Genomic DNA, 18,761 nt, shown 5'->3' with positions numbered 1-18,761 from the left:
TCATATGCGAATGCAAAATATTCGCATATGTTTTTTTAGCGGGGTTCGATGCGTATTTTTCCGTTGTCCAGGAGCACGGTTTTCACCGGTATCAAGGCAGGCAGGGCTTTGACCAAAGCCAGCGGATCATTGACGTCGAGGTTGCCGGACACCTTGTAACGGGCGAGTGGGCCGCTGGCCAGTTCAATGACGCCGGGGCGGTAGAGGTCCAGTTCGTCGATCAGGCTGGCCAGTTCGCGTTTGCGAAAGGTCAGGTGGCCGCCGCGCCAGTCGGCAATCTCGCTGGAGGTGAGGATTTGCTCGCTCAACACGTGTCGGGCGTAGTCGTAACTGGCACGCTGGTCAGCGCTTAGCAAGGCCGAGTGTTTGGCGTCCGGCAAAAATGCCACTTGGCCGTGGGCGACGCTGACCACTAATTGCCGCGGGCTGCGGCGCACATCAAAGCCGGTGCCGACCACGCGTATCCGCGCATCGCCTGCGTGCACCACCAAGGGTTGGTCTTTATTGGCTGCCACCTCGATATAGAGCTGGCCGTGATCCAGAAAAATGTCGCGTTGATGCGCGCTGAAGTTGATGCGCAATTGTGTGTTGGCGTTGACGTACAGGGTGCTGCCATCAGGAAGTGTAAGGGTTCTGGCACCCTTGGCCTGTGTGGCAATGTGTTGCTGGTGCAGTGCAACGGGGGTGCCGAGGTTTAATGCAAACACGGCGCACAACACGGCTGCCGCAGTGGCTAATGCCAGCACTGAGCGGCGCTTGACCGGTGGCTTTACCGGGAGCACGCGCGGTTTATTCAGTTGCCTGAGTTCGCCCAAGTCACCCCATAGCGATTCAAATGCGGCATAGGCTTTGGCATGTGCGGGGATGGCGTACCAGGCACTGAATTGAGCGCGGCTTTGACGATCGGGCTGATTGCGGTTGCGCGCAAACCAATGGGCCGCCTCAGCGTCAATGCTGTCTTCGGCGCTGGCGTGAAAAGAGGTCATTTTGGCTGCTCCTTGCCGCTGTCCCGATGTAGATGTTGCTTGCAGTGCAACAAGGCAAAGGCGATGTGCTTTTCCACCATGCTTACCGAAATTCCCATGCGTTGCGCGATCTGCGCCTGACTCAAACCTTCAAAGCGGTGCAGCATAAGGGCTTCGCGGCGTCTGGGCGAGAGTTCTGCAAGCACGGCCTTAAGCTGTTCCAGGCGTTGCAGGCGCTGTGCAGCCAGCATCGGGTCATCCCTCTCATCGCTTAACGGCTCGGCGTCGTGCTCAGGCGGCTCGGCGTGAGCCGAGTGGCGCACCTGCTGACGACGCCAGTGATCGCGCAGCAGATTGCGCGCCATCTGGAACAAAAAAGCCCGTGGTTGCTCGACTTTGGCCCGGTCTTGATAGCCCAGCCATTGGGCGAAAACGTCTTGCGTCATGTCAGCTGCATCGCTGGCGTTGTCGGTGCGTTTGCGCAGGAAATGCAGAATCTGCGTATAGAACTCGCGCAAGGATTCGGCCAACGCGGGATCGTGTTTTAAGCCTGGCATGAAAATCCTTGGGGGCTCAGCGATGCAAAATAAGTTGCGAATGGTATCGAGAATTATTGCCATTTGTCTGCATGGAAATTGATCTTTCGTCATTTCATGCAGATAAATGGATAAAAGCTGGGCGCAGGCTTTACTCAGGCATGCAAAAAACCGTCAGCATTCAGGAGAAACGTCATGTCGGGTTGGTACGAGTTGGGCAAAACCAGTAATGGGCAGTTCCGGTTTGTTTTGAAAGCGGCCAATAACGAGCCGATTTTGGTGAGCGAGCAGTACACCACGCGTGAGGCGGCCAAAAACGGAATTGCTTCGGTGCAGGTCAATAGCCCACTGGATGAGCGCTATGAGAGAAAAGTGGCCAAGGACGGTAAGCCGTACTTCAACCTCAAGGCGGCCAATCACCAGATTATTGGCACCAGCGAGCAATACAGCACCGAGGCGGCACGCGAGAAGGGCATTGCCAGTGTTAAAAGCAATGGGCCGACGACGGTGATTAAAGAGCAGCCGTAAAGGCCTGTAGAGGCTCTGTTGCCAGAGTTGTCGCAACTGACGCGTAGCGCGAGGCTGTGTCCGGTCGCTTGGCAATCGGACACAGCCTTCGGTCTCTAGCGGTTTATTTCAGTTGGGTGAGTAAGCTTCCCAAGTGTTTTACCCCCGCTTCACCCAGCGCGAATACGGGCAGGCGCGGGTTGCCCGCTTCCAGACCGGTCAGGCGCAAACCGGCTTTGATGGTGGCGGGCAGGCCGCCTTTGAGGATGAATTCGAGCAGCGGCAGTTGGCGGTAAAACAGCGCCCGCGCGCTGTTCAAGTCGTTGGCCTGCACCGCTTGATACAGCGCCAGGTTCAGCGCCGGGATCAAGTTGGGCGCTGCGGTGCACCACCCTTTGGCGCCTGCCGCGAACGCTTCCAGGGCCAACGGGTTGCAGCCGTTGTAGAACGGCACCTGGCCCTCGCCCAGTTGTTGCAGACGGTGCATGCGCTGAATGTCGCCCGTACTTTCCTTGACCATGGTGACGTTTTCAACGGCATTGAAAATCCGCAGGATCAACTCCACGGACATGTCAGTGCCGCTGGTGGCTGGGTTGTTGTACAGCATGATCGGGGAGCTGATGCTGTCGCCGATGGCCTGGTAGTGGGCGAGGATTTCTGCCTCGCTGAGTTTCCAGTAAGAGGCGGGCAGCACCATGACCACGTCGGCGCCGTGCTGTTCGGCGAAACGGGCACGGCGTACGGCCTTGGCGGTGGTCAGGTCGGAGACGCTGACAATGGTCGGTACGCGTTTGGCAACGTGGGCAATGCTGAACGCGCTGACGTCATCCCATTCGGCGTCACTCAGGTAGGCGCCTTCGCCGGTGCTGCCCAGCGGCGCGATGGCGTGTACGCCGCTGTCAATCAGTCGGTCAATGGAGCGGCCCAGGGCGGGCAGGTCGAGGGTGTCGCCGTCTGCCGTGAACGGGGTGATGGTGTAGCCGATGATGCCGTGGAGGGTTGGAGTCGTCATGGTCAGTGTCCTGTCAGGTAGGGGGAGGCGGATCAGTTCAGGCAGTCGGCATGACGACGCAGGTTTTGCCGAGCATAGTAATTGAAGGCAGCGGCGTGGCGTTTTGGACGGCTGATCCAGTCATGGGCTTCGCGACCGAGTGCCGGTGTAATCGGCTTGATGGTGCCCGCCGCCATTGCCAGCAATTGCAGTTTGGCCGCGCGTTCTATCAGTTGGGCAATCACGCAGGCTTCTTCAATGCTGGCGCCGGTCGACAATTGGCCGTGGTGCGAGAGCAAAATCGCGCGTTTATCGCCCAGCGCTCCGGCGATCAGTTCGCCTTCTTCGTTCCCCACCGGTACGCCCGGCCAACCTTCCAGAAAAGCGCAGTCTTCATACAGCGGGCACAGGTCCATGTGCGATACCTCAAGCGCCACCTCGAGCATCGACAGGGCGGCCACATGCGTGGGGTGGGTGTGAATGATGCAGTTCACGTCGGGACGGGCGCGGTACACCCAGCTGTGGAAACGATTGGCCGGGTTGGGCATGCCGTGACCTTGGAGCACCTCCAGGTCTTCATTGACCAGCAGCAGGTTGCCCGCAGTAATTTCATCAAACCCCAGGCCCAATTGTTGGGTGTAGTAGGTGCCGGGTTGTGGCCCGCGGGCAGTAATTTGCCCGGCCAGGCCTGAGTCGTGACCATTTTCGAACAGGATGCGGCAGGTAAGCGCCAGCTTTTGCCGGGCAGTCCACGTATTATCCGCCAGCGTATGTTGCATCTGCGCCAGTGCTTGCTTGACCAGTTGTTCTTTGGGAAGTGCTAATGTCTTGGCCATGTCGGTGTCCTCGGTGATTGCCGGATGGGCCTGCCCCTATGGCGTGAAAGGTGATGGGGGCAGTGCGTTATGACACTTAAAAGGCTATATGACACAAAGTGTCATTGGCAAGTAAAACTCGCTACTCCTTTGATGGATTAATCGCTCTACATGTCTATCCGTTTGAAATTACTCAGAAAAAAACTTGGCGTGACCCTTGAGACGCTGGCTGAAAAATCCGGTATGACCAAGAGTTATTTATCGAAAGTCGAGCGCGGTTTGAACACCCCGTCGATTGCCGCTGCGTTGAAACTGGCCAAGGCACTCAACGTCAATGTTGAGGAGTTATTCGCCCAGGAGAATGCCGCGCTTGATGGCTACAGCCTGGTGCGCAGCGATCAGCACCGACTGCTGTCGAGCAATGAAAAGTCGCCGGGGTATGCCGTGTTGGCGCATCAGGTCAGTGAACGTAATTTGCTGCCGTTCATGATGTACCCACCCGCCGAGTTCGCCGACCCCAGCTTCAAAGAGCACGTGGGGGAAGAGTTTCTGTTCGTGCACGAGGGCGCGGTCGAAGTCGATTTCATGAATGAGCGGGTGATCTTGCAGCGTGGCGATGCGCTGCATTTCAACGCGAACAAACCTCACCGCCTGCGCTCGGTCGGTGAGGTACAAGCGCAATTGCTGGTGGTGGTGCACAGCACCGAGCAATAGCGCGAGAGGCGGTTTACTCCTCGACCGGCACTCTGTGCCGGGTTGAACCCAGTGGGTGTGTTTTTGAGTTATAGAAGCGCAATGCCACCTTTTTCTCTGCAAATAGCTGCGTGTAGTGGTTTTTCTGGAAGCGGATAAATGCTTCGCTGCGCGGATAGATCGAGATGCACAGGGTTTTCAGAGGCGCCACACGCAGGGCGTCGATCAGGTGCTGATCCTGCTCGCCCAGGCTGTGGCCGAAGATGCACAGCGTGTCTTTATGAGTCATCAGTTGCTCATGACAAAACGACAGGTAATCGCAATGGCGGATGGATTTACGCTTGTCGTCGCTGGTGCTTTCGCTGACAAACAATGGCACATCGTCCAGCGCGCTGATTGAGTGGTTGATCGCAAAGTTGCTGAGCAAGGTCGACTCGTTACCCGTGCATTTGCGCGCTTTGCCTTCCTGGTTTTTCACCAGATGCAGCGCGCCGTGCAGGTACAGCACGCGCGTGGTTTTGCCTTTGCTCAGGCTGTCGCCCAGCTCAAACGTGGCGCCCGGGGTATTGAACAGGTCATTGAAGCGCTTGGGGGCCTGCATCAAGGCCCAGGGCGTGAGCAGGTCATAGTTGGCGCAATACACCGTGGCGTATTGCGCCAACGCTTCTTGCCAGCACGCCAAGGTGTGCGGCTGCATCAGGCGCCACGGGATGTGCACGTCCTGGGTGCTGTTGATCAGCGCTTCCTTGATTGCGTAATAGCGTTTGCGCGGTGATGCCGAATTGATTGCCAGGGCTTTGTTGACCTTGCTCGCGGTTTTAAGTGCGCTGAGCACGTGTTCAAAGTTACGTGTGCCCAAGGCTTCAAACACACTGAGTTCGGTCTGGCTGAGGGGTTTTTCGGCCACACTGCGGGTTTTTTCAAACAGCGAGTCGTAATAAAAGTCATGCCACACAGCCATGCTTGCGCCATTGCCCAGCAGCAAGCCGCTGCACGGGGTGCTGGTGCGTAAGGCGTTCCAGTCTTCTAGTTCGGCATCAAATTCCTGGAAGGGGGTCATCGCAAATATCGTCTCAAGGCGTGGGCGGTGCAGGACTTTATCACGCCGCTGTGTTGAGCCAGATCAACATCCTTATTAACTGATGGGGTGAAGCTATGCTCATTGACTTCATCAGCGTCGCGGGTGCGCCCGCAAAGAGGACTCGCCATGACCAGTACCTTTTTTATTCCTGCCGTGAACATCATGGGCAACGGTTGTCTGGATGAAGCCATGACTGCGATTCGCAATTATGGATTTCGTAACGCGTTGATCGTGACCGACGCAGGTCTGGCCAAGGCGGGGGTGGCCGCTAAAATTGCCGAAAAACTTGCATTGCAAGACATCAATGCCGTGATCTTTGACGGTGCCAAACCCAACCCGAGTATTGCCAACGTTGAAGCGGGTTTGGCAGTGCTCAAGCAGCATCAGTGTGATTTTGTGTTGTCGCTGGGCGGCGGCTCGCCCCATGACTGCGCCAAGGGTATTGCGCTGTGCGCGACCAATGGCGGGCATATTCGTGATTACGAAGGCGTAGACCGCTCGGCCAAACCGCAATTGCCGCTGGTGGCTATCAACACCACCGCGGGCACGGCCAGCGAGATGACACGGTTTTGCATCATTACCGACGAAGAGCGCCACGTAAAAATGGCCATCGTTGATCGCAACGTGACACCGTTGCTGTCAGTCAATGACCCGGAGTTGATGGTGGCCATGCCCAAGGGGCTGACCGCGGCTACGGGTATGGATGCGCTGACGCACGCCGTCGAAGCGTATGTGTCGATTGCCGCCAATCCGATTACCGATGCGTGCGCAATCAAGGCGATGGAGCTGATCAGCCATAACCTGCGCGATGCGGTGAAAGACGGCACGAATCTGACTGCCCGCGAGAACATGGCTTACGCGCAGTTTCTAGCCGGCATGGCGTTCAACAATGCGTCGCTGGGTTTTGTGCATGCGATGGCGCACCAACTGGGTGGCTTCTACGATCTGCCGCACGGGGTGTGCAATGCCGTGTTGTTGCCCCATGTACAAACGTTCAATGCCAGTGTGTGCGCCTCGCGCCTGACCGACGTGGCCCATGCATTGGGTGCGGATGTACGCGGTTTAAGCCCGGAAGAGGGCGCGCAGGCGGCCATTGCGGCGATTCGTACACTGGCCAAGGATGTAGAGATCCCGGCGGGCCTGCGGGACTTGGGCGCCAAGCTGGATGACATACCGCTGCTGGCCACCAATGCCTTGAAAGATGCGTGCGGGTTCACTAACCCGCGTAAAGCGGATCAGGCGCAGATTGAAGAGATTTTTCGTAACGCGTTTTGATGCCAGGGGCTGTTTGAAACAGCGCCCATAAAAAAACGGCCGGTTTAACCCGGCCGTTTTCGTGTCTGGCTGATCAGTGCTTACTGCACTTCAACAGCCAGGCTCTCGCTGATTTTCTTCTGCCAGATCGCCGGGCCGGTGATGTGAACCGACTCGCCTTTGCTGTCGACTGCCACGGTCACCGGCATGTCTTTCACATCGAACTCGTAGATCGCTTCCATGCCCAACTCGGCAAAGGCCACCACACGCGACTTTTTGATCGCTTGGGCCACCAGATAGGCCGCGCCACCCACCGCCATCAGGTACACCGCTTTGTGATCCTTGATCGCTTCGATTGCGGTCGGGCCGCGCTCGGATTTACCGATCATGCCCAGCAAGCCGGTTTGGTCAAGGATTTGACGGGTGAATTTGTCCATCCGCGTCGCTGTGGTCGGACCTGCTGGCCCCACTACTTCGTCGCCAACCGGGTCAACCGGGCCCACGTAATAGATGAAGCGGCCTTTGAGATCGACCGGCAAGGTTTCACCCTTGTTCAGCATCTCGACCATGCGCTTATGCGCCGCATCACGACCGGTGAGCATTTTGCCGTTCAACAACACGGTTTCGCCCGGCTTCCAGCTTTGTACGTCTTCAGGCGTCAGGGTGTCGAGGTTGACGCGGCGGGCCGATGGGCCTGCTTCCCAGACGATTTGCGGGTAGGCGTCCAGCGGCGGCGCTTCGAGCGATGCCGGGCCGGAGCCGTCCAGTACGAAGTGGGCGTGACGGGTGGCCGCGCAGTTCGGGATCATGCACACCGGCAGCGACGCTGCGTGGGTCGGGTAGTCCATGATTTTGACGTCGAGCACGGTGGTCAGACCGCCAAGGCCCTGGGCGCCGATGCCCAGCTGGTTGACCTTTTCGAACAGCTCCAGGCGCATCTCTTCGATACGATTGGATGGGCCGCGCTTGATCAACTCGTGAATGTCGATGGACTCCATCAGCACTTCTTTGGCCATCACAGCGGCTTTTTCAGCCGTGCCGCCGATACCGATGCCGAGCATGCCCGGTGGGCACCAGCCCGCGCCCATGGTCGGAACGGTTTTGAGTACCCAGTCAACGATCGAGTCGGACGGGTTGAGCATGGCCATTTTCGACTTGTTCTCGGAACCGCCGCCTTTGGCCGCGACGTCCACTTCCACGGTGTTGCCCGGAACAATGGAGTAGTGGATGACTGCCGGGGTGTTGTCCTTGGTGTTGCGACGGGCACCGGCCGGGTCGGCCAGGATGGAGGCGCGCAGGACGTTTTCTGGCAGGTTGTAAGCGCGACGCACGCCTTCGTTGATCATGTCGTCCAGGCCCATGGTGGCGCCGGTCCAGCGCACATCCATGCCCACACGCACGAACACGGTGACGATACCGGTGTCCTGACAGATCGGGCGGTGGCCAGTGGCACACATGCGCGAGTTGATCAGGATTTGTGCCATCGAGTCACGGGCCGCTGGCGATTCTTCGCGCAGGTAAGCCTCGTGCATGGCCTGGATGAAGTCCACCGGGTGGTAGTAGGAAATGAATTGCAGGGCGTCAGCAACGCTCTGAATCAGGTCGTCTTGCTTGATCACGGTCATGGGTCGCGCTCCTCTATAAGACGGGAACATTCAATTAAGGTGTTTGCGACCTGGGTGTTTCGGTCTGTCGTAAACATCTTTGCAGGGATATACCGGGCACGCATGACCGGTACAAAAAAGGCGCGGCAGTATAACCCGGCCAACCTTGTGATACATCCGTTGCGGTTAAAACGAAAGTAGGGGGTGCGCGTCGTCGCTGCCCAAGGCTGTGTCCCACAGCGAAGGCGTCGTAGAATCAGCCCGCGAAATCATTCAGCTAAATCGCGTGCGCCATCTTATGATCGCCTGCAATAAGACGTCTAAGTCCCACAGGAGCCTGAAGTGCCCGAGTTACACGTCGCTGACCAGCACCGGTCAGTTGCCACCGGCAGCAATTTGCTCGACAGCCTGAATCAGGCGGGCGTGCCCGTGCCTTACAGTTGCCGCGCGGGCAGTTGCCATGCGTGCCTGGTGCGCTGTGTGCGGGGTGAGCCGCTGGACTTGCAGCCGGATGCCTTGACCCGTGCGCAGCGTGAGCAAGGCTGGCGCTTGGCGTGTCAGTGCCAAGTGGTCGAAGACATGCAGGTCGAGGCATTTGACCCGGTGCGCGATGGCGAGCCTGCCGAGGTGGCGGCATTGGACTGGTTAAGCCCCTCGGTGCTGCGGCTTGGCCTTTTACCGCGGCGCCCACTGCGTTACCGCGCGGGGCAGCATCTGGTGCTGTGGACGCGCAGCGGGGTGGCGCGCCCGTATTCGTTGGCCAGTCTGCCGGGTGAGGACCCTTTGTTGGTGGTGCATGTCGATTGCAGCGCTCGCGGAGCGTTCGTCAATGCGGCGCGTCAGCTTGTGGTCGGCGACGTGTTGCGCCTGGGCGAGCTGCGCGGTGGCGCGTTGCATTACGACCCTGACTGGCAGGAGCTGCCGTTGTGGCTCTTGGCCGCAGGCACGGGGCTGGGGCCGCTTTACGGTGTGCTGCGCGAAGCCTTGCGCCAGGAGCATCACGGGCCGATCCGCCTGGTGCATGTGGCCACAGACACCGCCGGGCATTACCTCAAGCAGGAGCTGGACGGGCTGGCGCGCACGTATCCAGCGCTGTGTGTGGAATACGTGTTGGGCGCTGAGCTGGCTGACTATCTAGTCCAGATGCGTCTTGTTTCCCGTCAAACGCGCGCTTTAGTCTGTGGCCACCCCGACACGGTTCAAGCGTTTGCCAAGCGCTTGTTTCTGGCGGGGCTGTCGCGCAACCAACTGCTGGCGGATGTTTTTCTAAGCCGCAGTTGAGCGCAGGTTCCGACTCTTCGGGAGCACGCATGACTCAAGCCATCGTTGTAGAGCGCGACGGCGCGGTGTTGACCTTACGCCTGAACCGTCCCGAGAAGAAAAACGCCCTGACCCGTGACATGTACAGTCGTTTGGCGCACGCATTGGAACAAGCCGATGCGGATGCCTCAGTGCATGCGGTGGTGTTGTGCGCCAGCGCGCAGTGTTTTACCAGTGGCAATGACATTGCTGACTTTCTTCAAGACCCGCCCGTGGACCTGAGCAGCCCGGTGTTTTGTTTCATGCGTAGCCTGATGGCGTGTCGCAAGCCCGTGGTCGCGGCGGTGGCCGCCACCGCAGTGGGGATCGGTACGACGTTGCTGCTGCATTGCGATCTGGTGTACGTAACAGCAGATGCGCGTCTGCGCATGCCCTTTGTCAATCTGGGGCTAAGCCCGGAGTTTGGTTCGAGCCTGTTGTTGGTGCAGCGGCTGGGGCAGGCCAGGGCGGCTGAGTTGTTGTTGCTCGGTGAGGGTTTTAGTGGGGCGCAGGCGGCGGCATGGGGGCTGGCCAATGCGGCGCTGGAAGACGGTGAAGCGGTCTGGCGTGCAGCCCTTGTCGCCGCTCATCGACTGGCCGCGTTGGCGCCAGCGGCGGTGCAAGACACAAAGCGCCTGATGAAAGCCCCGGGGCGCGAGCAGTTGCAGCGTGTGATCGAGGAAGAAAGCTGGCTGTTTATTCAGCGCCTGAGTTCGCCTGAAGCGATGGCGGCGCTGTCCGGATTTATCAACAAGGGCAGCCCGAAGACCTTGTGAGCCACTGACGCCGCCGGCGAAGGCGGCGCCTACGCTGAACAGTGATGACGAAAAAGCCCCGCCTGATCACTCAGGCGGGGCTTTGGGTTATCGCCTTGTCAGGCTTAAACCATTTTGTCGCCGACATGCAGGATCTTCATGCCGTTGGTGCCACCGATGGTGTGGTAGCTGTCGCCCTTGGTCAGGATGACCCAGTCGCCTTTCTCGACAACGCCGCGCTTGAGCAGCTCGTCAATGGCTGCCTGGCTGACCTGTTCTGGCGGCAACGAAGCCGGGTCGAACGGCACGGTGTAAACGCCACGGAACATGGCGGCACGGGCCTGGGTTTCGCGGTGCGGGGAGAACGCGTAGATCGGCACCGAGGAGCGGATGCGCGACATGATCAGCGGCGTGTAACCACTTTCGGTCAGCGCGATGATCGCTTTGACGCCCGGGAAGTGGTTGGCGGTGTACATGGCTGCCAGCGCAATGCTCTGGTCGCAGCTTTCGAAGGTTTTACCGATGCGGTGGCTGGACGTTTTGCTGGTCGGGTGCTTTTCGGCGCCGACGCAAATCCGTGCCATGGCCTGCACGGCTTCGAGCGGGTAGGCGCCAGCCGCACTTTCAGCCGACAGCATCACGGCGTCGGTGTAGTCGAGCACGGCGTTAGCCACGTCGGACACTTCGGCGCGGGTTGGCATCGGGTTCTGAATCATCGACTCCATCATCTGGGTCGCGACGATCACCGCTTTGTTGTGGCGGCGTGCATGCAGAATGATTTTTTTCTGGATGCCCACCAGCTCAGCGTCGCCGATCTCGACGCCCAGGTCGCCACGGGCAACCATCACGGCGTCGCTGGCCTTGATCAGGCCATCGAGGGTTTCGTCATCGGCCACGGCTTCAGCGCGTTCGATCTTGGCCACCAGCCACGCCGTGCCACCTGCTTCGTCACGCAGTTTGCGGGCGTATTCCATGTCGGCTGCGTCACGCGGGAACGAAACGGCCAGATAGTCGACTTGCATCTCGGCAGCGAGCTTGATGTCGGCTTTGTCTTTTTCGGTCAGGGCCGGTGCAGTCAAGCCGCCGCCACGACGGTTGATGCCTTTGTGGTCCGACAGCGGGCCACCGATCAGCACGGTGCAATGCAGTGCGTCATCCGTGGCGGTGTCAACACGCATCACAACGCGGCCGTCATCGAGCAGCAACTCGTCGTTTACGCCGCAGTCTTTAACCAGGTCCGGGTAATCGATACCGACGATTTCCTGGTTGCCTTCGGTCAGCGGGTGGCTGGTGGAGAAGGTAAAACGATCACCGATTTTCAACTCGATGCGTTTGTTGGCGAATTTGGCGATACGAATTTTCGGGCCTTGCAGGTCACCCAGCAGGGCAACGAAGCGGCCATGCTTGGCGGCGATGTCACGCACCAGCTTGGCGCGAGCTTTGTGCTCATCGGGGGTGCCGTGGGAGAAGTTCAGACGGGCAACGTCCAGGCCAGCAAGGATCAGCTGTTCCAGCATTTCCGGTGAGTTACTGGCAGGGCCAAGGGTGGCAACGATTTTGGTTCGACGAACGGACATGCAAAGACTCCTGAGTTCAAGCGCTGCCAAAGGCTACTATGGTCTTTGGCTGTAGTCATTGTTCCTCTGCACTACTTTCGACTTAAGTTGTGGTGCATACGGTCATTGGCCTGAAGAATTTGCTCGCGGGGTCGATACACTGCCCAGAACAGGAGATACCCATGCGCATTTTGCTCGTTTTACTGTTGGCCACCACGGTGACCGGTTGTACCCGCTGGTCGATGAATCACCATTTGAACAATGCCTACCGCGCTTACGATCGTGGGCATTGCGAAACCGTCATGCTCGAACTCTCGGAAGTTGATCGCGACAGCCGCAGTCGTCCGTATATCTGGCCGCAAACAGCGATGTTGCGCGGGCTGTGCCTGGAGCGTACGAAGTTTTACCTGGACGCTGCCCAGACTTATCAGTGGATCATCAATGAATTCCCGCAGAGCGAATATGCCTACCGCGCCAAGGCGCGCATTGAGACGCTGCGTATTCTTAAGTTCATCCCTGGGGGCGGCACCACGCAAGCGCTTCCCGCACAGATCTGATGATGGATGAAATAGAAGCTGGCCATTTGCCTGACTTTTACTAATATGACAGGGTGACAGGCCGCATTGTGGGTGCGCGCCTGCACGGCCTTGCTGCCCGGTCCGGGCCAGCACTTCGCGTGTACACCATGCCTGTGCGCCGTGGTGCGCGGGCACTCAAAGCACTAGCGCGGCCATGCTCAATGGCCTTTCAAAGTGATATTTCGCATGTTTACTGATCGCCGTATCGAGCGTCATCAACTGCCGTATTTCTTGAAAGTCTTTAATCGGTTCACGGACAAGCCTATCGGGTTCCTCGGTTGTGTGTCGGATGAGGGGCTGATGTTGATCAGTCAACTGCCGGTGCTGATCGATGCCAATTTTGAGTTGCGCCTCAAGCTGCCAGGCGTTGAGGGGCATGTGCAAGTCATCGACCTGACCGCCCGCTGCCTGTGGTGCCATGAAGATGTGACGCCGCATCACTATGATTCGGGCTTTATCCTGTATCAGCCACCTGCCGAGTACAGCGCGCTGATCACAACCTTGCGTCAGTACTTCAGTTTTTATCCCTTGCCGGCTTCTGCTTGATGCCAGGGCGCGGGGCTGGTCTTGCTCACGCTTGAGCGCCTAGACTTACGGGGTCTACTGTTCAGGAACACCCCGTGACCACTATTTTTTGGTACGACTACGAAACCACTGGCATCAATCCGCGCTGTGACAGGGCGGTGCAAGTTGCCGGTATTCGCACCGACCTGGAACTCAATGAGATTGACCAGCCGCTCAATCTGTATTGCCAGCCCAGCGACGATATCCTGCCGCACCCAATGGCCTGTTTGATCACCGGCATTACCCCCAGTCGCCTGGAAGATCGGGGCTTGGTCGAAGCCGAGTTCATGACGCGCACGCACGCCCAACTGGCGTTGCCGGGCACCTGCGGTGCGGGCTACAACTCGCTGCGCTTTGACGACGAAGTGACCCGCTACAGTCTTTACCGAAACTTCTTTGATCCCTACGCACGTGAGTGGCAGGGCGGCAACAGTCGTTGGGACTTGATTGATGTGGTGCGCACCGCCTATGCCTTGCGCCCTGAGGGGATCGTCTGGCCGCAGGAGCAGGGGCGTGTGACGCTCAAGCTGGAGCGATTGACGGCCGCTAACGGGATTGACCACGGCCAGGCCCATGATGCGCTGTCTGATGTACGGGCCACGATTGCACTGGCGCGATTGATTCGTGAAAAACAGCGCAAGTTATATGACTGGTTATTCCAGTTGCGGACTAAGCAACGGGTGTTGGATCAGGTTCGACTTTTACAGCCGATGGTGCATATTTCCGGTCGCTTCTCGGCAGCTCGCCATTATGTGGGGGTGGTGTTACCGCTGGCATGGCACCCAAAGAATCGCAATGCACTGATTGTGTGTGACCTGCACTTTGATCCCCGACCGTTATTGGAGTTGGATGCAGCCACCTTGCGCCAAATGCTCTACACGCGACGTGAAGACTTGGCCGATGGACAATTACCAGTGCCGCTCAAGCTGATACACGTTAATCGGTGTCCTGTGGTGGCGCCGTTAAATGTAGTGCGTGCGCAGGATCAAGAGCGTCTGCAACTGGACATGGATGAATATCAGGCCCGGGCGCAAACTCTTATCGAGCACCAGCAAGTTTGGCAGGAAAAACTAGCGGCTGTTTATGCCCACGAAGACTTTGTTCCGAGCGCGGATCCCGAGCAGCAGTTATACGATGGTTTTATCGGTGACCGTGACCGTCGGCTGTGTGAGCAAGTAAGGCTCAGTGACCCTGAAGCATTAGCCAAAGATACTTGGCCTTTTGATGACGAGCGCTTGCCCGAGTTATTGTTCCGTTACCGGGCGCGAAACTTTGCACATACCCTCAATGAGCAAGAACAGGCACGCTGGCGTGAATTCTGCCAACAGCGCTTATCCGACCCGCAGATGGGTGCGCCGCTGACCCTGGAAGGCTTTAGGCAGGCCGCCGAGGAGCTTGCACGCAGCGCCACGCCTGACCAGCTTCAGGTGTTAGAGCAATGGCAGCGTTACGCGCAAGCGTTGAGCCGGCGCGTGATGCCGCAGGCTCAAGAAGACCATTGAACCTGACGTAACGCCCATAAAAAAACGCCAGCGAGCTGGCGTTTTTATTAGCAGCGCAAACAGGGTGCGCGTGCAGTGTTACTTAGTCGAGCAGCGTTGCCCAACCTTCAACCACGTCACCGCCCCACTTGGCTTTCCACTCTTTCAGAGTTTTGTGATTGCCGCCTTTGGTTTCAATCACTTCGCCGTTGTGCGGGTTTTTGTATTGTTTAACCTTACGGGCACGCTTGGTGCCGGTAGTTTTCACAACACCGCGCGGTGCTTTGCTTACTTTGGACTCTGGGTCCAGCAGCGCGATAATATCGCGGAGCGATTTTTGATACTCACCCATCAGCGTGCGCAGTTTGCCTTCAAATTCCAGCTCGGTTTGAAGTTTGTCGTCTTCGGACAGGTTCTTCAGGCGAGCTTGCAGCTCTTTGATCGCTTCTTCTGTTGCGCGGTATTCGTTGATCAGGGACATGAGGATAACCTTATGTTGAAAAGGGTTAACAGGGACACAGTGCGGCAATAATAGTCAGACACTTTGTGCAAGTAAACCTGTCTTGGCAGAATAATTTAAATTTTTATTCATTAACTTCGCAGTTTTCAATAACCCCGTTATTAAATACCGGAGGTTCCTGGGACTCATATAAGCCGTTAATGACGGCTCGCCTGTGTGCATTAAATACGACGCAGCCCGCGGTGCTGCTGACGCGGGCTGTACCCTGCGCGACTGAATGGCACAGGTAATTACCATCAAGGAATACTGTAGTTTTGCCGCGCACTCGCTAGAATGGCGGCCTTAGTAAAGTTTTTTGGAGTTTGCCCTACATGCGCACTTTTCGATTGGTGATTGCGTGCCCCGACGGTGTCGGCATTGTCGCCAAGGTCAGCAATTTTTTGGCGTCACATAATGGCTGGATCACTGAAGCGAGCCACCACTCGGACGATCAAAGCGGCTGGTTCTTCATGCGTCACGAAATTCGTGCCGATTCGCTACCGTTTGGAATAGAGGCCTTTCGTGAGGCATTTGCGCCAATCGCCGAAGAGTTTTCGATGGTGTGGCGCATTACAGACACGGCGCAAAAGAAACGCGTTGTACTGATGGCCAGTCGCGAATCTCACTGCCTGGCGGATTTGCTGCACCGCTGGCACAGCGACGAACTGGATTGTGAAATCTCGTGCGTCATATCCAACCACGATGACTTGCGCAGCATGGTCGAGTGGCACGGTATTCCTTACTACCATGTACCGGTTAACCCCAAGGACAAAGAGCCGGCGTTTGCCGAGGTTTCGCGTCTGGTTAAACAGCATGATGCTGAAGTCGTGGTACTGGCGCGCTACATGCAAATCCTGCCGCCAGACTTGTGCACCGAATACGCCGGCCAGGTGATCAACATTCACCACAGCTTCCTGCCTTCATTCGTGGGTGCCAAGCCGTACCACCAGGCTTCGCTGCGCGGCGTGAAACTGATTGGCGCAACGTGCCACTACGTGACTGAAGAGCTGGACGCCGGTCCGATCATCGAACAGGACGTGGTGCGTGTCAGCCACAGTGACAGCATTGAAGACATGGTGCGTTTCGGGCGTGATGTCGAGAAGATGGTGCTGGCCCGTGGCCTGCGCTATCACCTTGAGGACCGCGTGCTGGTGCACGGCAACAAAACCGTGGTGTTCTAAGCTGTTGCGCAACCCGCCGCAGTTTTCGGCAGTTGCTACGGGAAAGGGGAACAAAACCCGGCGTAGAAGCTGCCGAGCCACGAGGCTACGATCAGGCGCTAAGCGCCCGTAAGCGAGGAGAGGTGCCATGACCGATCCGCTCGACAAGGCCACGTCCAGTGCGCCTGCCACTTTGGGTGAAGGGTGCCTGAGTCGTTACGACCCGCACGCGCTCAGTCCCGAAGACGGTACGGATTTTCCTGACGCCGCCAGGCTGTGGGATGAGTTGCAGCAAGAAGCTGAAGTAAACCCTGATCTGTAGCCGCCACGGGCGGCCACAGATTCACGTCCTGTTTAAATACGGAAACTGCCGACCAGATGTTTTAGGCGCGCGGCCTGTTGCTCAAGGTCTGAGCAGGCGCGCAACGTGGCTTGCAGGTTTTCGACGCCTTCCTGGTTGAGGGTGTTGATCTCGGTAATGTCCATGTTGATCGACTCCACGACCGAGGTCTGCTCCTCCGTCGCCGTGGCCACCGATTGGTTCATGCCATCAATTTCACCAATGCGTTCGGTCACACTGACCAGCCGCTCACCCGCGCTGTTGGCGATGTGCACGCTGTCCTTGCTGTGCCGCTGGCTCTCTTCCATGGTGCTTACCGAATCGCGGGCGCTGACTTGCAACTCTTCGATCATTTTCTGCACTTGTTGCGCGGACTCTTGGGTGCGGTGAGCCAGGTTGCGGACCTCATCAGCGACCACGGCAAACCCGCGCCCGGCTTCCCCGGCACGTGCCGCTTCAATCGCCGCATTCAGAGCCAGCAGGTTGGTCTGCTGCGAAATACTGGTGATCACTTCCAGGATCTGCCCGATGTTCACGGTTTTGTCGTTTAGCGACTCAATGTGACCACTGGAGGTGCTGAGCATTTGCGACAGTTGTTGCATTGAACCGATGCTGCGTTCAACCACCTGCTGGCCTTCTTCAGCCAGGCCACGTGCGTCACTGGCTTGATGCGAGGCTTGGGCGGCGTTGCGTGCAATTTCTTGTGCCGCGGCGCCCAATTCGTTGATGGCGGCGGCCACGCTGTTGGTGCGGCTGGCTTGCTCATCAGAATTGAGCATTGAGGAATTGGACGCACTGACCACGCGCAAAGCGACTTCGTTGACATGTTCAGTGGCGGAGGCCACTTCGGTCATTGAGGTGTGGATGCGCTCAACGAATCGATTGAACGCACTGCCCAATGTGCCGAACTCGTCCTTGGACTCAACGTTCAGGCGGCGGGTGAGGTCGCCTTCGCCTTCGGCAATATTTTGCATGGCACGTGTCATCACATGCAGGGGCTGCATCAACAAACGAATCAGCAAACCGAGCAGAGCAATGATCGAGACCACGGCAATCAGGGTCGCGATGATGGCGGACGTGCGGAACGTGCTGAGCATGGCGAAAGCCTGCTCTTTATCAATCGACAGGCCCACGTACCAGTTGACCGACCCCAAGCCTTTGACCGGTGCAAAGGTCACGATCCGGGTTTTACCATCGACCTGGACTTCGCTGATCTCGGTGCTGATCGGTGGTGTGCCTTGAGGGTAGATATCTTTGAGGTTTTTTGTCACCAGGTTGCTGTCGGGGTGAACCAGGATCTTGCCGTCCGAACTGATCAGAAAGGCATAGCCCATGCCATCAAAATTCAGGGCGTTGATGCTGTCAGTGATGGTCTTGAGGGTCAGGTCGGCCCCTATCGCACCGAGGGTCTGGCCAGCTTTTTTAACTGCCGTGCCAATCGAGATAACCATCTGCCCGGTGGCCGCGTCGATATACGGTTCGGTCAGGCTGGCCCCGTTGCTGTTCAGTGCGTTCTTGTACCAAGGGCGGCTGCGCGGGTCATAACCGTCTGGCATTTTGCTGTCCGGACGGATGGTAAAGCCGCCTTGGCTATCACCGTAGTACACCAACATGAACGTGCTGCTGAGGGCTTTTTGCTCCAGCAGGCTGCTGACGTTGTCTGCTTGCGGGTTAATGGCGATCGATTCGGCCAGGTTTTCACTCAGTACGATGCGTCCGCCCAACCAGGTTTGAATGTTGTTGGCGGTGGCGTTACCCATTTCGTGCAGGTAGTTTTCCAGGTTGCTGCGGATGGCGTTGCGCTGCAAATAATCGTTGTACAGCGTAAATAGCGAGAAGGCGGCTATTACGATCAGGGACGCGGCAAGCAGGATTTTATGGCTGAAACGCAGGTTTTTATTCATGGCTTGAAGGGTCCGCTAAGGTCTAAAAGTTCGATGCCTACCAACTTGAAATGCGCGCAACATAGAAATCACTGACAGAACCGGAGCAATTTCTATATTTGTTTGCGCTCTTTCCAAAATTAAATTCGGATTTTTCTGGTCTAGCATTAACGCTGTATCGACGTGTCATCGCGAAAGAT

The 18,761-nt window shown here is 57.7% G+C and carries 19 protein-coding genes; 10 read left to right on the top strand and 9 right to left on the bottom strand.

Annotated features, from left to right (window positions below; translation table 11 throughout):
- Positions 1-35 precede the first annotated feature (35 nt).
- On the bottom strand, positions 36-986 hold the full coding sequence (locus tag ACP7A4_RS09390; protein WP_426246523.1) for a FecR family protein: 951 nt from the start codon (positions 984-986) through the stop codon (positions 36-38).
- A complete protein-coding gene (locus ACP7A4_RS09385; protein WP_203303289.1) occupies positions 983-1,522 on the bottom strand; it encodes an RNA polymerase sigma factor in 540 nt (179 codons plus the stop codon). The genes ACP7A4_RS09390 and ACP7A4_RS09385 overlap by 4 nt, the downstream gene beginning before the upstream one ends.
- 174 nt (positions 1,523-1,696) lie before the next feature.
- Here ACP7A4_RS09385 and ACP7A4_RS09380 point away from each other — a divergent pair, with 174 nt between their 5' ends.
- The gene (locus ACP7A4_RS09380) at positions 1,697-2,029 is read left to right on the top strand and encodes a YegP family protein (protein ID WP_059763173.1); all 333 of its coding nucleotides are present in this window, start codon (positions 1,697-1,699) and stop codon (positions 2,027-2,029) included.
- A 103-nt stretch (positions 2,030-2,132) separates the two neighbouring features.
- Here ACP7A4_RS09380 and ACP7A4_RS09375 read toward each other — a convergent pair whose 3' ends face one another.
- Together ACP7A4_RS09375 and ACP7A4_RS09370 are read right to left on the bottom strand one after the other, a co-directional pair.
- Positions 2,133-3,020, bottom strand: a complete 888-nt coding sequence (locus ACP7A4_RS09375; protein ID WP_426246520.1) for a dihydrodipicolinate synthase family protein — start codon at positions 3,018-3,020, stop codon at positions 2,133-2,135.
- Positions 3,021-3,052: 32 nt separating this feature from the next.
- A complete protein-coding gene (locus ACP7A4_RS09370) occupies positions 3,053-3,835 on the bottom strand; it encodes an aldolase (protein WP_059763171.1) in 783 nt (260 codons plus the stop codon).
- A gap of 150 nt (positions 3,836-3,985) precedes the next feature.
- Between ACP7A4_RS09370 and ACP7A4_RS09365 the strand changes: the two genes are divergently transcribed.
- Entirely contained in the window at positions 3,986-4,528 is a 543-nt protein-coding gene (locus ACP7A4_RS09365; RefSeq protein ID WP_203303291.1) for a helix-turn-helix domain-containing protein, read from the top strand.
- Between the two features lie 13 nt (positions 4,529-4,541).
- Here the strand turns inward: ACP7A4_RS09365 and ACP7A4_RS09360 are convergent, their stop codons facing one another.
- Complete coding sequence (locus tag ACP7A4_RS09360) at positions 4,542-5,567, bottom strand: DUF4917 family protein (RefSeq protein WP_048363541.1); 1,026 nt, start codon at positions 5,565-5,567, stop codon at positions 4,542-4,544.
- Positions 5,568-5,714: 147 nt separating this feature from the next.
- Between ACP7A4_RS09360 and yiaY the strand changes: the two genes are divergently transcribed.
- A complete protein-coding gene (gene yiaY, locus ACP7A4_RS09355; protein WP_048399811.1) occupies positions 5,715-6,863 on the top strand; it encodes an L-threonine dehydrogenase in 1,149 nt (382 codons plus the stop codon).
- Positions 6,864-6,943: 80 nt separating this feature from the next.
- Here the strand turns inward: yiaY and ACP7A4_RS09350 are convergent, their stop codons facing one another.
- Positions 6,944-8,467, bottom strand: a complete 1,524-nt coding sequence (locus tag ACP7A4_RS09350) for a fumarate hydratase (protein ID WP_048363543.1) — start codon at positions 8,465-8,467, stop codon at positions 6,944-6,946.
- 321 nt (positions 8,468-8,788) lie between these two features.
- Here ACP7A4_RS09350 and ACP7A4_RS09345 point away from each other — a divergent pair, with 321 nt between their 5' ends.
- Together ACP7A4_RS09345 and ACP7A4_RS09340 are read left to right on the top strand one after the other, a co-directional pair.
- On the top strand, positions 8,789-9,727 hold the full coding sequence (locus tag ACP7A4_RS09345; protein WP_426246517.1) for an iron-sulfur-binding ferredoxin reductase: 939 nt from the start codon (positions 8,789-8,791) through the stop codon (positions 9,725-9,727).
- 29 nt (positions 9,728-9,756) lie between these two features.
- Complete coding sequence (locus tag ACP7A4_RS09340; protein ID WP_059763166.1) at positions 9,757-10,521, top strand: enoyl-CoA hydratase-related protein; 765 nt, start codon at positions 9,757-9,759, stop codon at positions 10,519-10,521.
- A 104-nt stretch (positions 10,522-10,625) separates the two neighbouring features.
- Here the strand turns inward: ACP7A4_RS09340 and pyk are convergent, their stop codons facing one another.
- Positions 10,626-12,077 carry a pyruvate kinase gene (pyk, locus tag ACP7A4_RS09335; protein WP_048363545.1) on the bottom strand — a complete coding sequence of 484 codons (1,452 nt, stop codon included), beginning with the start codon at positions 12,075-12,077 and terminating at the stop codon, positions 10,626-10,628.
- Positions 12,078-12,238: 161 nt separating this feature from the next.
- Between pyk and ACP7A4_RS09330 the strand changes: the two genes are divergently transcribed.
- The 3 genes from ACP7A4_RS09330 to sbcB all read left to right on the top strand — a co-directional run bounded on the left by ACP7A4_RS09330 (position 12,239) and on the right by sbcB (position 14,700).
- Positions 12,239-12,613, top strand: coding sequence for a tetratricopeptide repeat protein (locus ACP7A4_RS09330; RefSeq protein ID WP_048363546.1), 375 nt, complete (start codon positions 12,239-12,241; stop codon positions 12,611-12,613).
- Positions 12,614-12,820: 207 nt separating this feature from the next.
- Positions 12,821-13,180, top strand: a complete 360-nt coding sequence (locus ACP7A4_RS09325) for a pilus assembly protein PilZ (RefSeq protein ID WP_059763165.1) — start codon at positions 12,821-12,823, stop codon at positions 13,178-13,180.
- Positions 13,181-13,254: 74 nt separating this feature from the next.
- Positions 13,255-14,700, top strand: a complete 1,446-nt coding sequence (sbcB, locus tag ACP7A4_RS09320) for an exodeoxyribonuclease I (protein ID WP_059763164.1) — start codon at positions 13,255-13,257, stop codon at positions 14,698-14,700.
- 82 nt (positions 14,701-14,782) lie between these two features.
- Here sbcB and mvaT read toward each other — a convergent pair whose 3' ends face one another.
- Positions 14,783-15,160: a histone-like nucleoid-structuring protein MvaT gene (gene mvaT, locus ACP7A4_RS09315; RefSeq protein WP_048363549.1), complete on the bottom strand. Its 378-nt coding sequence runs from the start codon at positions 15,158-15,160 to the stop codon at positions 14,783-14,785.
- A 350-nt stretch (positions 15,161-15,510) separates the two neighbouring features.
- On the opposite strand from mvaT, the gene purU reads away from it, so the two are divergent.
- Positions 15,511-16,359: a formyltetrahydrofolate deformylase gene (gene purU, locus ACP7A4_RS09310; RefSeq protein ID WP_048363700.1), complete on the top strand. Its 849-nt coding sequence runs from the start codon at positions 15,511-15,513 to the stop codon at positions 16,357-16,359.
- Between the two features lie 127 nt (positions 16,360-16,486).
- Positions 16,487-16,660, top strand: coding sequence for a hypothetical protein (locus tag ACP7A4_RS09305; RefSeq protein ID WP_203303294.1), 174 nt, complete (start codon positions 16,487-16,489; stop codon positions 16,658-16,660).
- 32 nt (positions 16,661-16,692) lie between these two features.
- On the opposite strand, the gene ACP7A4_RS09300 is transcribed toward ACP7A4_RS09305, so the two are convergent.
- Positions 16,693-18,582, bottom strand: a complete 1,890-nt coding sequence (locus tag ACP7A4_RS09300; RefSeq protein ID WP_059763163.1) for a methyl-accepting chemotaxis protein — start codon at positions 18,580-18,582, stop codon at positions 16,693-16,695.
- Positions 18,583-18,761: the final 179 nt, after the last annotated feature.

This window comes from Pseudomonas sp. TWR3-1-1 (genome assembly GCF_049896545.1).
GTDB lineage: Bacteria > Pseudomonadota > Gammaproteobacteria > Pseudomonadales > Pseudomonadaceae > Aquipseudomonas > Aquipseudomonas weihenstephanensis.
Note: the sequence above shows the minus strand (reverse complement) of the source record. Positions and strands in the feature narration are given on the sequence as shown.

Bases quoted from the DNA above. Each gene is read 5' to 3' on its own strand.
- ACP7A4_RS09350 (WP_048363543.1), bottom strand. From the start codon at position 8,467: ATGACCGTGATCAAGCAAGACGACCTGATTCAGAGCGTTGCTGACGCC.
- ACP7A4_RS09300 (WP_059763163.1), bottom strand. From the start codon at position 18,582: ATGAATAAAAACCTGCGTTTCAGCCATAAAATCCTGCTTGCCGCGTCC.
- ACP7A4_RS09375 (WP_426246520.1), bottom strand. From the start codon at position 3,020: ATGACGACTCCAACCCTCCACGGCATCATCGGCTACACCATCACCCCG.
- ACP7A4_RS09365 (WP_203303291.1), top strand. From the start codon at position 3,986: ATGTCTATCCGTTTGAAATTACTCAGAAAAAAACTTGGCGTGACCCTT.
- purU (WP_048363700.1), top strand. From the start codon at position 15,511: ATGCGCACTTTTCGATTGGTGATTGCGTGCCCCGACGGTGTCGGCATT.
- ACP7A4_RS09385 (WP_203303289.1), bottom strand. From the start codon at position 1,522: ATGCCAGGCTTAAAACACGATCCCGCGTTGGCCGAATCCTTGCGCGAG.
- ACP7A4_RS09380 (WP_059763173.1), top strand. From the start codon at position 1,697: ATGTCGGGTTGGTACGAGTTGGGCAAAACCAGTAATGGGCAGTTCCGG.
- ACP7A4_RS09360 (WP_048363541.1), bottom strand. From the start codon at position 5,567: ATGACCCCCTTCCAGGAATTTGATGCCGAACTAGAAGACTGGAACGCC.
- ACP7A4_RS09340 (WP_059763166.1), top strand. From the start codon at position 9,757: ATGACTCAAGCCATCGTTGTAGAGCGCGACGGCGCGGTGTTGACCTTA.
- yiaY (WP_048399811.1), top strand. From the start codon at position 5,715: ATGACCAGTACCTTTTTTATTCCTGCCGTGAACATCATGGGCAACGGT.
- pyk (WP_048363545.1), bottom strand. From the start codon at position 12,077: ATGTCCGTTCGTCGAACCAAAATCGTTGCCACCCTTGGCCCTGCCAGT.
- ACP7A4_RS09390 (WP_426246523.1), bottom strand. From the start codon at position 986: ATGACCTCTTTTCACGCCAGCGCCGAAGACAGCATTGACGCTGAGGCG.
- ACP7A4_RS09305 (WP_203303294.1), top strand. From the start codon at position 16,487: ATGACCGATCCGCTCGACAAGGCCACGTCCAGTGCGCCTGCCACTTTG.
- mvaT (WP_048363549.1), bottom strand. From the start codon at position 15,160: ATGTCCCTGATCAACGAATACCGCGCAACAGAAGAAGCGATCAAAGAG.
- ACP7A4_RS09370 (WP_059763171.1), bottom strand. From the start codon at position 3,835: ATGGCCAAGACATTAGCACTTCCCAAAGAACAACTGGTCAAGCAAGCA.
- ACP7A4_RS09325 (WP_059763165.1), top strand. From the start codon at position 12,821: ATGTTTACTGATCGCCGTATCGAGCGTCATCAACTGCCGTATTTCTTG.
- ACP7A4_RS09330 (WP_048363546.1), top strand. From the start codon at position 12,239: ATGCGCATTTTGCTCGTTTTACTGTTGGCCACCACGGTGACCGGTTGT.